Genomic DNA, 11,879 nt, shown 5'->3' on the forward strand with positions numbered 1-11,879 from the left:
TTCGGTGGCTGATGCGGTGGTGGAGCTTGAGATTACCGGCGCGCCGGTGGTGGTGTTCCGGCATGCCGGACATGGCCGCATCAGCGTGGTGTATCGGCGTGCCGATGGACATGTCGGCTGGATCGACCCCGCCGCAGACCAGGGCCAGTAACCTCACCACTCATCTCACTGCATATATGAAAACCCTCCGGGCGAGAGCCTTATCCTCTCGCCCGGAGGGCAAAACCGGAATGGCCTGACGGACATGGAGCCGTCCGGGCCGGAACGGCCTCCCCACATGCCTAGTCTGTCGACTGCCTCACCCGTCGACGGCCGCGCCCATCGGTGGCAGGGCGAGGGTGCAGTCGCCGTGCAGCGCGCCTTGCAGGCAGAAGAGCGCAACCCCTCCGCCCACCAGCCGTTTCACCCGCCGCATTCTCGGATTGTCCGGCCGGGCCGCGCAGGGCCCGTTCGTTCAGTGCACGCTGACGGTCACCAGCTCATGCTCCGCCGCATTGGCAAGGGCGGCTTCACGGCTGTCTGTCAGCATCATCGGCGTGCCATCCGCCGCATGAAGCGTGAAAAGGGTGATGCCCGGCGCGATGGCGGGGACCTGCGGAAACATGGCGCGCGCATCTTCCGAACGGATGGTGCGCACATAGGCGATCTCTCCGCCGCCCAGAATGGCCAGCGCCTCGGGGCTGATTGCCTGCTGGATAGTGTGTTGTGCCATGCGAGTTACTCCTGTCTGTGCGGCATGCGGCTCGTTCCCACCTCAGGGTCGGGAAACGATGCTGATCCGCTTGACGCTACGCACCGGCTCCGGTCGAACCAGATCGACCGAAAGCAGGCCATTGCGCAGTTCCGCCCCCAGAACGCTCATGCCTTCCGCCAGCACGAAAGTGCGCTGGAACTGGCGCGCCGCGATACCGCGATGCAGGAAGGTGCGTTCCATATTCTCCTCGGCCTGTCGCCCACGAATGGTGAGCTCCATCTCCTCGAGAGTCACTTCCAGCTGGTCTGGCGAAAAGCCCGCAACAGCCAGCGTGATTCGCAGGCGTGGCGGCTCACCCGGTCCGACATCCAGCCGCTCCACATTATAGGGAGGGTAGCCATCGGCACCTTTGGTGACCCGGTCCAGAACCCGCTCGACTTCGTCGAAACCCAGAAGAAAGGGGTTCGACAGTGAAGAAACCCGCGACATGCCTCAAAGTCCTCGTCAAGCGACTTTGCATTGCCGGGTGCATGCTTTTGCCTGCACCCGCGAAGCCCGGATGGCGCTTCGCATGTTCGCATATGGGCACCCCATGGGACGGGCGCAAGATGAGCAGGCGCACGAGGCCCCTTCCTCTGGGGCACAGCCGCACAGAACTGCGCCGCGCGGGGTGGACATCCGGCAGGGAGTTTGAAAGGTTGTGCCGGTTACGGCCGGATCGCGCCAGAAGGCAGCCTGTCTTCATTCCCGGATGGAGATGGCGTGCTGCAACCGGGCGACAGCATCTGGCCGAATGTGCCGCCTCTTCGCTGCGTTGCGCGCCTTGCGACGCCTTCTTCCGTGTGTCAACAGACCACGCCAGATCCCGTCGGGAAAGTTTCTTCAATGCTGCTGCGCATGCTGCCCCGCATATACGCCCCCTTGTTGCCCTGCCTGATCCTGCTGTTTCTGGCCTTGCCCGGCCCCTCCCCCGTGCTGGCCAATCCCGAGCATCATTCCATCGCGCCGGCAGCTCCGCCGGCATTGCCCATGGTGCCGGGGGCCAGCCCCTCAGGAACAGCGGGGACACCATCGGCAGCAGCACAGAACGGGACGGAGCATCACTCCATCGCGCCCGCCGCGCCGCCGGTCCCGCCGGTCCCACCGCAGCAGCCCGCCGCCACGCCCACGCCCCCATCGCCAGCGGCACAGGATGCGCCCGCACAGCAAACAGAGGCGGTGGCCGAAACGCCCCCGGCCCCGACCACAACACCCGCCACCCCTTCCGCGCCGGTGCTGACCGATCAGCAGCGCACCGAAATCCGCGATCTGCTCAAGACCCTCCAGAACGAAACCACACGCACCGAATTCCTGCGCAATCTGGAAACGCTCATCACGGTTGGCGCGGATGCCCAGGCAACACATGAAAGCGACTGGCTGGAAGACGCCACCCATGCGGTGAGCCACTTCTCCGCCCTCATCCTTGGGCTGGTGGCCGAGATGGGCAAGCTGCCGGAGCAGGCCTGGGAGCTGTTCATCAGCCTGTCGGACTCCAATCTGGCGGAGAATGTGGGCTGGACGGCGCTCATGGCCTCCCTCGTGCTTGTGGCCGCACTGGCCGCGGAATGGGTGGGCCAGCGCCTGCTGAGCCGGCCCCGGAGGGTCGTCGAGGCGCAAAAAAGCCAGCACATGCTGGTACGCGTGAGCTGGCTGGTGCTGCGCACGCTCATGGATATCGCGCCCATCGTCGCCTTCTATGTCGTGGCTTTTGCGGTGCTGGCGGCCATAGACCTGCCCTTCGTGGTGCGGCTGGCGGCCATTACCATCATCCATGCCAATGTGCTGGACCGGATCATCATCGCGGCGGGGCGCGCGGTGTTTTCACCCGGGGCGCCGCGGCTGCGCCTGCTGCCCATGCATGATGAAAGCGCAACCTACTGCTTCCTGTGGGTGCGGCGTTTCTCGCACACCATCATCTATGGCTATTTCCTGCTGCGCGCCGCCTGGATGCTGGGCCTTTCCACCCCGGCCCATGCCATGATGATCGACATTCTGGTATTCATCGTCGCCGGCATGATGATTGTTTTCGTGTTGCAGGTGCACAAGCCCGTGGCGCGGCGGTTGCGCAAGGTGGGGGATTTCTCGGGCCGCCTCCACCGGGTGCGCAACAGGATCGCCGAATTCTGGCACCTGTTCGCCATCGCCTACATCATCGCCGCCTATCTGGTCTGGGCGATGGATGTGGAGGGGGGCATCCTGTTCATTGCCCGCGCCACCTTCCTCTCGGTGATCGCGATACTCATCGCCCGCCTGCTCTCGATTGGCCTGCGCCGCCTGTTCGAGAGCGTGTTCCAGCTCAATGATGATGTACGCACCCAGTTTCCCACCCTGGAAATGCGGGCCAACCGCTATCTGCCGGCCTTGAGCCAGGGCGTGAACATTCTGGTGGCGCTCATCACCCTGCTGAGCCTGATGGAAATATGGGGGATAGGCCCCTTCGAATGGCTGGCGACCCCGGAGGGGCAAAGCCTGCTGGGCCGGGTCATCGCCATCACCATCATGATCGGTGGCACCTTCATCCTGTGGGAGATCGGCGAGGCGTTCGCCAGCAACCTGTTCGAGCGCAACCGCAACTCCACCCGGATGATGACCCTGCTGCCCTTCTTCCAGAACGGCTTCCGCATCATCCTTGTCACCATCTCCAGCCTCATCGTGCTGTCGGAGCTGGGCGTGGACATTGCCCCGCTGCTGGCCGGCGCCGGCGTGCTGGGCCTTGCGGTGGGCTTTGGCGCACAGACCATGGTGAAGGATGTCATCACCGGCGTGTTCATCCTCATGGAGGACACGCTTGCCGTGGGGGACATGGTGGAACTGGGAGATCATACCGGCTTTGTCGAGAAGATCTCGGTCCGCACCGTGCATCTGCGCGACATTGACGGCAACATCCACTCCCTGCCCTTCGGCGAGGTGCAGACCATCAAGAACATGACCAAGCAGTTCGCCTATGCGGTGACCGACATTGCCATTGCCCTGAACGAGAATGCCGATGAAGCCATGGCCGTGATGGAGGAAACCGCCCGCGAGATTGCCGCCGATCCCGCATTTTCCGCCAGCATCACCGGGCCATATGAAATGTTCGGCGTGGACCATATCCGTGAATCCGGCATATGGCTGCGCGGCCGCTTCAAGACCGTGCCGCTGACGCAATGGATGATCCGGCGCGAGTTCAACCGCCGCATCAAGATCGCCTTTGACAAGCACGGCATCCGCATGCCCTTCCCGCACCAGACCATTTTCTTCGGCGTGGACAAGCAGGGCCAGTCCCGGCCGGTGCATGTGGTTCAGGAGATGGCGGCGCAGCCGCAGGAATCGTCCGTTTCCGGGCCGCAGGGCATTGCCGTGGAACAGCAGGCCCGGGAAGAGGACGGGGTGCAGGATGATGCACAGACCCGGCAGGACGGGCCGGAAAAGGACAAGTCCTGACACCCATGCCCGTACCCCGCGCCCATCATGCGCGGGGTACGGGCAGGCCGTGCCGTGAAGCCGGAGCTTGAGGGATGGCGCGAAACGCCCGAGTGACCGGACAGGGCATCCAGACAATGGAGGCGCCCGACAGGATCGGACGCCTCGAAAGCCGGTGACTCAGAACATGACACCCGGCGCGCTCAGGCCAGCAAGAAAGCGGCCACGGCGACACCGCTACATATAGAAGAACAAGACAAATTCCAACCAGATGTAGCGGGTTAGGCAAAAATCAATCGCACTTTGCAAAAGACACTTCGCTTTTCGCAAGCGAAATTCGCAAAATGAGAAAGACCCCGCCCGACATCAGGCTCATGCCGATTTCGCGTGCTCCGCTGCGGAGGCGGAGGGATGACCATCTTCATCCCCCTCCCTTCCCGCAGGAGCCGGAACACAGGCGGACACGGCCGGGGCGGCTGCAACGCCTGCTTCCTTGCCCGGCCCGGCCTTCAGCCATTGGTCCAGAAAAGCGTCCAGCCAGCGGCAAACGGCGGAATCATAACGCGCCCAGCCTTCCAGATGCGCCATGACCGGTTGCGCCCCGGGCCGGGTGAGATGATCCGCCCCGCGCTCGGTCCACAGCTTCATCATGTCCCGGGTCACTTCCGGGTGGAACTGAAGGCCGTAAGCGGTGTTGTCATAGCGAAAGGCCTGGTTCGGAAAGGTTGAGCCCGTCGCCAGAAGCTCCGCCCCGTGCGGCAGGTCAAAGCCTTCCGAATGCCAGTGATAGACATGGCTGGGCCATGGCAGCATGGCGGAGCCGGCCTGTGTGGGGGCGAGCGGATAATAGCCGATCTCGCTCTCGCCCTCATCATGCGGACGCACCTGCGCGCCCAGCGCCCGCGCCATCATCTGCGCCCCGAGGCAGATGCCGAGCAGGGGCTTGCGGGCCGTGAGCGTCTTTTCGATGAGGTTGATTTCGGTGCGGATGAAGGGCAGCGGATCATTCACGCTCATGGGGCCGCCAAACACCGCGACGCCGGCATGATTATCCAGCGTTTCCGGCAGCTTGTCCCCCAGCGCGGGGCGGCGCACATCCAGCTTGTAGCCGCGCTTTTCCAGCCGCTCGCCAATACGGCCAGCGGAGGAATGGGCCTGATGCACGACAACAAGAATATCAGACGACTTGCCGTGCTTCGCCGCCTTGTGCTGCCACTTAGCTTTCCTGCTCACCGCCTGCTTCCGCCTCCTCCCGGATTTCCCGGCGGATCTCCACCCGGTCCCGATCACTGATGTTCAGCAATTCGGAAACGCGCGCGACAAGATTGTCCTCGAACTCCGTCAATCCACCATCGGCAAAGGCAACCTCGAACATCATCTCGACGATGCGCCGGCGCCCCTCCTCATCCAGCGCCCGGTTGAGGGTACTGGTGAAGGCATAAAGATCAACGGCTTCCGCATCCTTGACAATCGCTTCCTGCATCAGCGCCCTGCTCGCGTCCGCATCCAGATCAAAGCGTGTCGCCAGAATGGACTTCACCTTGTCCCGCTCGAGCGGGCTCATCTCACCGTCAATGGAAACCACATGGATCAGCAGTGCGGCAGCAGCGAGGCGATAATCGCTTGAGCTGAAGGCCTGCGCATCGCGCTTCTCGCCGGTAATATCAGAGATGAAACTGGTGAGCGTGCGAAACATGCGTCAATCTCCTGCGGGCCTTCAGCGGGATGGATGGCATGCGCGCATCCGGAATGGATAAAAGGCTGTGCCATGCAGGGCGCGCCCGGGCAAGACCGGAACAGGGCCGAAAGACGAGAAACCGGCCTTTGGCTGGCGCACGACGCCAGAAAACCGGCAGCCCGCACCCCTGATGCGGACAACCGGGCATGAGGATCAGCGGGCAGCGATCATCCCGCGCGCGAGCCGGGCCAGTGCCAGCCCCACCAGCATCGCCCCCACGAAAACCAGCGCCTCCACCTTGCCCAGCCCCAGTGCCGGGATGGAACCACCCGGACAGAAGCCGGCAATGCCCCAGCCAATACCGAACACCGCGGCTCCTCCCACCAAAGGCAGGTCCACCTCACGCTTTGTCGGCAGATGGAAGGAGCTGTCCAGCACAGGTGCCGGGCGCCGCAGCACCAGCCGGTAGCCGATCGCGGTAATGGTGAGCGCCGCACCCATCACCAGCGCCAGAGACGGGTCCCAGTTCCCGGCAAAATCGAAAAAGTTCAGGATCTTGGCGGGGTTCGACATGCCGGAGACGACAATGCCACCGCCAAAAACCAGCCCGACGATCAGGGACGCGAGAATCCGGGCCATCACAGACCTCCCGCCACATGGCGAATGATGAAGACCGTGGCCGCTGTCGTGGCCATGAAGGTGAGCGTGGCCACCACCGAGCGGCGCGAGAAGCGCGCCATGCCACACACCCCATGCCCTGATGTGCAGCCGGAACCGAACCCGGTCCCAAGCCCCACCAGCAGGCCGCCAATCACCAGCCAACCCAGGGGCGTCGGGCTTTGAAAGGGGATATCCACCCCGAATCCACGCACCAGAAGGGCCGGCATCGCAATGGCCCCGGTGGTGAAGGCGGCCCGCCATGCCCAGTCGCGCGCGGGGGGCGGGATGAGACCGGAGAGAATACCGGTCATGCCCACAATCCGCCCATTCAGCGCCATCAGCAGAACCGCGGCGATGCCGATGAGCGCGCCTCCGGCCAGTGCGCTCCAGGGTGTGAACTCCGTCATCTTGCTGGCTCCTTGCAGGAGGAATGAAGGTCAGCGCCAGCCTCCGGCAGCAGGTCTTCCCGCCACCGGAAGGCAGGCCGCGCCCTCAGGCCTCAAACTGGTCATAGGCGCGCAGGGCATCGGCGGCATACATCAGCGCCGGCCCGCCACCCATATAGACACACATGGAGAGCACATCGCACAGCTCCTCACGGCTTGTGCCCAGATCCCGCAATGCCTTCACATGAAAGCCGATGCAGCCATCACAACGCTGCGTGACACCGATGGCGAGGGCGATCAGTTCCTTGGTCTTCTTGTCCAGCGCATTGTCCGCGGTCGCCGCCTTGGCGAGGGCATAGAAACCGTTCATGGTCTCGGGTGCCACTTTCTTCATTTCTGCGGTATATTGAGAAATATCACGGATTATTTTCGTGTAATCCTTGCTCATCATGCCACCTGCATATGTTCGGGGATTAATTCATGCATTTATTATATTATGAATTAATGAACTGTCAAGCGTATGGATGCAAGCCGCGAGAAACCGATGGAACCGGGCGAGATTCAGGATTTCGAAAAGAATGTCGGCAGGGCGGCGGCCTTTCTGGGCGGCCTTGCCAGCCCGCACCGGCTGCGCATCCTGTGCCAGCTTGCGGAAGGTGAGAAGAGCGTTTCCCAGCTGATCGAGGCCACGGGCCTGCCGCAGACCTCCATGTCGCAGCATCTGGGCAAGCTGAAGGATGAAGGCATCGTCACCTTCAGGCGGGAACACCGCACGCTCTATTATTCGATTTCAAACCCCGCCGCGCTGGCCATGCTGAACATTCTGCACGCCCATTATTGCGGATGAGCCGCATGCCGCATCAGGCTGGCGATGCGCCCGCCTGCCGGTGGGCGGAAAGATCCCGAATGGTGGGCGCCTCACCTGTCAGGGGGTTGTCCGGGTCCCAGCCATAGCTCAGCGTCTCGAAGCGCATGGAGCGGGCATCGATCATCAGCAGGCGGCCGACCAGCCCCTCGCCGAAACCGACCAGAACGCGAATCGCCTCCAGTGCGGCAATCGAACCGGCAATGCCGGCCAGGGCACCAATGATGCCGGCCTCCGAACAGGGCGGCACCGTGCCCGGCGGTGGCGGCTCGGGGAAGAGACAGCGATAGGTGGGGTTCAGCCCCCCGTCCGCCCCCCGCTCATGCGCGCGCACGGTGGTGACAGTGGCGTCAAACGTGCCCAGCGCGGCGGCCACCAACGGCTTGCCGGCCAGAACGCAGGCATCGGAAACCAGAAAGCGGGTGGTGAAATTGTCAGATCCGTCCACCACCACATCCACATTGCCGATCAGTTCCATGGCATTGTCGGCAGTGATTCGGGTCTGGTGGGTCACCATCTCCACATGCGGGTTGAGGGCGGCCACGGCATCGCGCGCGCTGTCTGTCTTCGCCCGGCCGATATCCTGCGTGCGATGAATGACCTGCCGCTGGAGATTGGAGAGGGAGACCTCGTCATCCTCCACCAGCTCCAGTCGCCCGACCCCGGCCGCCGCCAGATACAGCAGAACCGGCGCGCCCAGCCCGCCTGCGCCAATAACCAGAACCCGGCCGGCCTTCAGCTTCTGCTGGCCCGGCCCGCCCACATCATGCAGCACGATATGGCGCGCATAGCGTTCGATTTCTTCAGCGGAAAAGAGCATGGCGGCCGCAGCGCTCCCCAGGGCAGGCGGAAAGGATGTCAGCGCACCGTTTCCGGAGCGACAGCAGCGGCATCGCGCGGGGCACCTTCCAGCTTGTCGAGCAAGGGCATCAGCGTGCCCTGCACGGCTTCCGGTGTCAGCGGCCCCACGAATTTGTGGACGATGCGCCCCTCACGATCCAGCACAAAGGTTTCCGGCACACCATAGACGCCCCAGTCGATGGCCGCGCGCCCGCGCGGGTCCACGCCCACGGCCGCGTAGGGCAAGCCATACTGGCCGAGGAAGCGGCGGGCATTTTCCGGCGTGTCCTTGTAGTTCAGACCGACGAGCGTGATGCGCGGGTCTTTCGCCAGCTCCATCAGCAGCGGATGCTCCTGCCGGCAGGGCGCGCACCAGGATGCCCAGATATTCACCAGGGCAGGCTTGCCCTTGAGCGCGGCCACATCCAGCCCCGGAACAGGCTGGCCATGCGCCATCAGCCCCTGAAGAGGCGGCAGGATCACATCCGGGGCAGCACGCCCCACAAGGGCGGAAGGCAGGCGCGAGGGATCCCCGCCCCCGACAAGCTGGCTGAAGAACAGCCCGGCGAGCGCGAGAAACACGACCAGAGGAACCGCCATCACCCACAGGCGGCTGCGCGAGCGGGCCGGCCGGGGCGCAGCGGGGGAAGGGATTTGAGATGTCATGATCCGGCCCTCACACGCTCTTTTCAAGCGCATCGGCCCGCGTGGCCAGAGTGCGCTCGGCCGCCTGCCGGCGACGGCTCTTGCGGCGGGCCTCCAGCTCTTCCAGCACCTTTTTGGTGCCGCGATAATCCAGCACCAGCCAGAGTGTCAGCAGGCCAAGGCCAAGGATGGAGACCCCATAGGACGCGGCGATGAAGGTGAAATGGGTCATGGGCGTCTATCGTTCATCCGGCATGAGGAAAGGGACAATGGCCCGTGATCATGGCGAGGTTCAGGCCGTGGCTTCCGCCGCCGCCCGCGCCTCCAGAGACTGAACGCGCCGCCGCAGGATTTCCGTGCGCATGCCCAGCATCTGCAGGCTGATGAACAGCAGGCTGAAGCCCACGGCACAGGTCAGCAGCGGCCAGAGCAGGCTCGGGTCGATGGTCGGCCCGTCCATGCGGATCACCGAGGCGGGCTGGTGCAGCGTGTTCCACCAGTCCACCGAGAATTTCACGATCGGCACATTGATGAAGCCCACAAGGGTGAGCACGGCGGCCGCGCGCCCGGCCCGGTTCGGGTCCTCGATCGCGGCGCGCAGCGCCATCAGGCCGAGATAAAGCAGCAGAAGCACCAGCATGGAGGTGAGACGGGCATCCCACACCCAGTAGGTGCCCCACATGGGCCGGCCCCACAGCGCGCCGGTAATCAGGCACAGGGTCGCGAAGGTGGCGCCCACCGGCGCCGTTGCCTTGTGCGCCACATCGGCCAGCGGATGCCGCCAGACCAGAAGGCCAATGGCCGAACAGGCCATGAGCGTGTAGCCGAACATGGACAGCCACGCGAAAGGCACGTGGATATACATGATCTTCACGGTATCCCCCTGCTGGTAATCAGCCGGGGCGCGGAAGGCCAGGAAAAAGCCGACAGCCAGCACCACCACCGTCGCCACCGCCAGAATGGGCAGCAGCCGGTTGGAGAGCGTCATGAAGCGGACGGGATTGGCAAGATCAAGTAACGCCATGGAGCGGTTCTAGTTCGGTGTGTGCGTGGAGGGAAGACGGAAAACCCCGTAAGGGGACGGATTCCTGCGCATGAACAGGGCTTGCGGGTGCGACAGAAGCGCCCGCCTGCCCGTTTTGTCGGGGCTTTCGGCGGTGCACACTGCCCTAACGGCACTCAGCCATCCACCATCGGCCCCCGTGACATGATCCGGCGGGCGCGATTCAGGCGCGCGCCACACGCAGTGCACCGGCGGCCGCCACCGGCCCCAGCACCAGCGCAAACAGGGTCAGCCCCACCAGCACCCGGAAGGGCGTGCCGAACGGCACCGGGCCGGTGACAGCGGAAGTGGTGGCGGAAACCGCGAAGATCAGCACCGGAACGGTCAGGGGAATCACCAGCACGGCAATGAGCAGCCCGCCGCGGCGGAAAGCGCCGGCAAAAGCGGCCCCCACCAGCCCCAGAAAGGTGACGGCAGGCGTGCCCACCAGCAAGGTGAGCGTGACAGCGCCAATGGCGGCGGGCTCCAGGTTGAGCATCAGCGCCAGCACCGGGGCGGCGATCACCAGCGGCAGGCCGGTGGCCAGCCAGTGGGCCAGCCCCTTGGCGGCGGCGGTCAGCTCCAGCGGCAGGACCGACAGGCTCATCGCATCCAGCGAGCCATCCTCCACATCCGCCGCGAACAGCCGCTCCAGCCCGATGAGACAGGCCAGCAGCGCCCCGATCCACAGGATCGCCGGACCGATTCGCGAAAGCAGCACCAGATCGGGCCCCACGGCGAAGGGCACGACCGTGATGACACACAGAAAGAACACGACGCCAAGCCCGGCCCCGCCCCCCGCGCCGAGGGACAGCGCCAGATCGCGCCGCACCACGGCAAGAAAAGCCCCGATCATGAATCATCCTTCATGGTGCGCCTGTTCATGTCGCGCCTTTATAGGCGCGCAGGTCGCCCCGTCCATTGGCCATATCAAGTCTTGTACGCGCACATTCACAACTTGCCGCCAAGACGCAGCTCATCGGTCTCGCCAAGATCCAGCGGCGCATGGGTGGCGGCGATGATCAGCCCCCCCTCGGCCAGATGGGCGCGACCGAATGACGCGAACCAGGCCTGCGCCTTCACATCCAGCGCCGTGGTCGGCTCATCAAGCACCCAGATGGGGCGACGCGACACCAGAAGCCGGGCAATGGCCAGACGCCGCTTCTGCCCGGCGGAAAGCACGGAAGCCCGCAGCCGGCCAAGCCCGCCCAACCCCACCTGCTCCAGCGCCTCTTCCACGCCAAGCCCGTTCGGCCCGAGAATCCTGCGCCAGAAATCCAGATTTTCCGCCACCCGCAGCGCACCCTTCACCGCGTCATCATGGCCGAGATAGTGAATCTGTTCGCGAAAAAGCCGCTCCTCATCCCCGCCATCCAGCCGGATCCGCCCGCTGGTGGGCGAAAGATAACCGGAAATAATGCGCAGCAACGAGGACTTTCCGGCCCCGTTCGGCCCCAGAACGAGCAGGGCGCGGCCCGGACGGGCCTCAAAATTGAGGTGTTCAAACAAGAGCTTGAAGCCTCTTCGGCAACTCAACCCCTCGCCATGAAGCGCCGTTATGTGTAGAGGGCTCATCCGTACTGCTTTCGTTGCATTTGCATCTTTTGCTGTCTTATCGCATGACCGCG

General features: G+C 64.2%; 16 protein-coding genes. 3 read left to right on the plus strand and 13 right to left on the minus strand.

What is annotated here, in order from left to right; all coding sequences use genetic code 11:
* On the plus strand, positions 1-151 hold a 151-nt coding region (locus ACT6QG_RS01790; RefSeq protein WP_444975949.1), incomplete at its 5' end, for a sigma 54 modulation/S30EA ribosomal C-terminal domain-containing protein.
* Between the two features lie 303 nt (positions 152-454).
* Here the strand turns inward: ACT6QG_RS01790 and ACT6QG_RS01795 are convergent.
* Positions 455-712 (minus strand): BQ00720 family protein, encoded by a 258-nt coding sequence (locus ACT6QG_RS01795; protein ID WP_444975883.1) that lies wholly within the window; start codon positions 710-712, stop codon positions 455-457.
* Positions 713-754: 42 nt separating this feature from the next.
* On the minus strand, positions 755-1,183 hold the full coding sequence (locus tag ACT6QG_RS01800; RefSeq protein WP_444975884.1) for an Hsp20 family protein: 429 nt from the start codon (positions 1,181-1,183) through the stop codon (positions 755-757).
* A gap of 396 nt (positions 1,184-1,579) precedes the next feature.
* Here ACT6QG_RS01800 and ACT6QG_RS01805 point away from each other — a divergent pair, with 396 nt between their 5' ends.
* On the plus strand, positions 1,580-4,156 hold the full coding sequence (locus ACT6QG_RS01805) for a mechanosensitive ion channel domain-containing protein (RefSeq protein WP_444975885.1): 2,577 nt from the start codon (positions 1,580-1,582) through the stop codon (positions 4,154-4,156).
* A gap of 351 nt (positions 4,157-4,507) precedes the next feature.
* Here the strand turns inward: ACT6QG_RS01805 and ACT6QG_RS01810 are convergent, their stop codons facing one another.
* The 5 genes from ACT6QG_RS01810 to ACT6QG_RS01830 form a co-directional block, all read right to left on the minus strand.
* Positions 4,508-5,368: a glutamine amidotransferase gene (locus ACT6QG_RS01810; RefSeq protein WP_444975886.1), complete on the minus strand. Its 861-nt coding sequence runs from the start codon at positions 5,366-5,368 to the stop codon at positions 4,508-4,510.
* Positions 5,352-5,831, minus strand: coding sequence for a tellurite resistance TerB family protein (locus tag ACT6QG_RS01815; RefSeq protein WP_444975887.1), 480 nt, complete (start codon positions 5,829-5,831; stop codon positions 5,352-5,354). Before ACT6QG_RS01815 ends, ACT6QG_RS01810 begins: the two co-directional genes overlap by 17 nt.
* 195 nt (positions 5,832-6,026) lie before the next feature.
* A complete protein-coding gene (locus ACT6QG_RS01820; protein ID WP_444975888.1) occupies positions 6,027-6,452 on the minus strand; it encodes a DUF6691 family protein in 426 nt (141 codons plus the stop codon).
* Positions 6,452-6,880, minus strand: coding sequence for a YeeE/YedE family protein (locus ACT6QG_RS01825; RefSeq protein ID WP_444975889.1), 429 nt, complete (start codon positions 6,878-6,880; stop codon positions 6,452-6,454). Before ACT6QG_RS01825 ends, ACT6QG_RS01820 begins: the two co-directional genes overlap by 1 nt.
* An 85-nt stretch (positions 6,881-6,965) precedes the next feature.
* On the minus strand, positions 6,966-7,307 hold the full coding sequence (locus ACT6QG_RS01830) for a carboxymuconolactone decarboxylase family protein (RefSeq protein WP_444975950.1): 342 nt from the start codon (positions 7,305-7,307) through the stop codon (positions 6,966-6,968).
* Between the two features lie 96 nt (positions 7,308-7,403).
* On the opposite strand from ACT6QG_RS01830, the gene ACT6QG_RS01835 reads away from it, so the two are divergent.
* Positions 7,404-7,706: an ArsR/SmtB family transcription factor gene (locus ACT6QG_RS01835; RefSeq protein WP_444975890.1), complete on the plus strand. Its 303-nt coding sequence runs from the start codon at positions 7,404-7,406 to the stop codon at positions 7,704-7,706.
* Positions 7,707-7,719: 13 nt separating this feature from the next.
* On the opposite strand, the gene ACT6QG_RS01840 is transcribed toward ACT6QG_RS01835, so the two are convergent.
* From ACT6QG_RS01840 to ccmA, 6 genes are all read right to left on the minus strand, one after another.
* Positions 7,720-8,544 carry a HesA/MoeB/ThiF family protein gene (locus tag ACT6QG_RS01840; RefSeq protein ID WP_444975891.1) on the minus strand — a complete coding sequence of 275 codons (825 nt, stop codon included), beginning with the start codon at positions 8,542-8,544 and terminating at the stop codon, positions 7,720-7,722.
* A 38-nt stretch (positions 8,545-8,582) separates the two neighbouring features.
* Positions 8,583-9,230 (minus strand): DsbE family thiol:disulfide interchange protein, encoded by a 648-nt coding sequence (locus tag ACT6QG_RS01845; protein ID WP_444975892.1) that lies wholly within the window; start codon positions 9,228-9,230, stop codon positions 8,583-8,585.
* Positions 9,231-9,240: 10 nt separating this feature from the next.
* Positions 9,241-9,441 carry a heme exporter protein CcmD gene (gene ccmD / locus ACT6QG_RS01850; protein WP_444975893.1) on the minus strand — a complete coding sequence of 67 codons (201 nt, stop codon included), beginning with the start codon at positions 9,439-9,441 and terminating at the stop codon, positions 9,241-9,243.
* 60 nt (positions 9,442-9,501) lie between these two features.
* Positions 9,502-10,233, minus strand: a complete 732-nt coding sequence (locus ACT6QG_RS01855; protein WP_444975894.1) for a heme ABC transporter permease — start codon at positions 10,231-10,233, stop codon at positions 9,502-9,504.
* A gap of 202 nt (positions 10,234-10,435) precedes the next feature.
* On the minus strand, positions 10,436-11,104 hold the full coding sequence (ccmB, locus tag ACT6QG_RS01860) for a heme exporter protein CcmB (protein ID WP_444975951.1): 669 nt from the start codon (positions 11,102-11,104) through the stop codon (positions 10,436-10,438).
* Positions 11,105-11,202: 98 nt separating this feature from the next.
* A complete protein-coding gene (ccmA, locus tag ACT6QG_RS01865; protein WP_444975895.1) occupies positions 11,203-11,826 on the minus strand; it encodes a heme ABC exporter ATP-binding protein CcmA in 624 nt (207 codons plus the stop codon).
* Between the last annotated feature and the right edge of the window lie 53 nt (positions 11,827-11,879).

It is taken from the genome of Haloleucobacter ellipsoideus, assembly GCF_052491725.1.

What these genes read in the sequence shown, in the direction of transcription:
- ACT6QG_RS01795 (WP_444975883.1), bottom strand. Translation starts at nt 712, where the DNA reads ATGGCACAACACACTATCCAGCAGGCAATCAGCCCCGAGGCGCTGGCC.
- ACT6QG_RS01820 (WP_444975888.1), bottom strand. Translation starts at nt 6,452, where the DNA reads ATGGCCCGGATTCTCGCGTCCCTGATCGTCGGGCTGGTTTTTGGCGGT.
- ccmD (WP_444975893.1), bottom strand. Translation starts at nt 9,441, where the DNA reads ATGACCCATTTCACCTTCATCGCCGCGTCCTATGGGGTCTCCATCCTT.
- ccmA (WP_444975895.1), bottom strand. Translation starts at nt 11,826, where the DNA reads ATGAGCCCTCTACACATAACGGCGCTTCATGGCGAGGGGTTGAGTTGC.
- ACT6QG_RS01825 (WP_444975889.1), bottom strand. Translation starts at nt 6,880, where the DNA reads ATGACGGAGTTCACACCCTGGAGCGCACTGGCCGGAGGCGCGCTCATC.
- ACT6QG_RS01855 (WP_444975894.1), bottom strand. Translation starts at nt 10,233, where the DNA reads ATGGCGTTACTTGATCTTGCCAATCCCGTCCGCTTCATGACGCTCTCC.
- ACT6QG_RS01835 (WP_444975890.1), top strand. Translation starts at nt 7,404, where the DNA reads ATGGAACCGGGCGAGATTCAGGATTTCGAAAAGAATGTCGGCAGGGCG.
- ACT6QG_RS01845 (WP_444975892.1), bottom strand. Translation starts at nt 9,230, where the DNA reads ATGACATCTCAAATCCCTTCCCCCGCTGCGCCCCGGCCGGCCCGCTCG.
- ACT6QG_RS01830 (WP_444975950.1), bottom strand. Translation starts at nt 7,307, where the DNA reads ATGAGCAAGGATTACACGAAAATAATCCGTGATATTTCTCAATATACC.
- ACT6QG_RS01840 (WP_444975891.1), bottom strand. Translation starts at nt 8,544, where the DNA reads ATGCTCTTTTCCGCTGAAGAAATCGAACGCTATGCGCGCCATATCGTG.
- ACT6QG_RS01805 (WP_444975885.1), top strand. Translation starts at nt 1,580, where the DNA reads ATGCTGCTGCGCATGCTGCCCCGCATATACGCCCCCTTGTTGCCCTGC.
- ACT6QG_RS01815 (WP_444975887.1), bottom strand. Translation starts at nt 5,831, where the DNA reads ATGTTTCGCACGCTCACCAGTTTCATCTCTGATATTACCGGCGAGAAG.
- ACT6QG_RS01800 (WP_444975884.1), bottom strand. Translation starts at nt 1,183, where the DNA reads ATGTCGCGGGTTTCTTCACTGTCGAACCCCTTTCTTCTGGGTTTCGAC.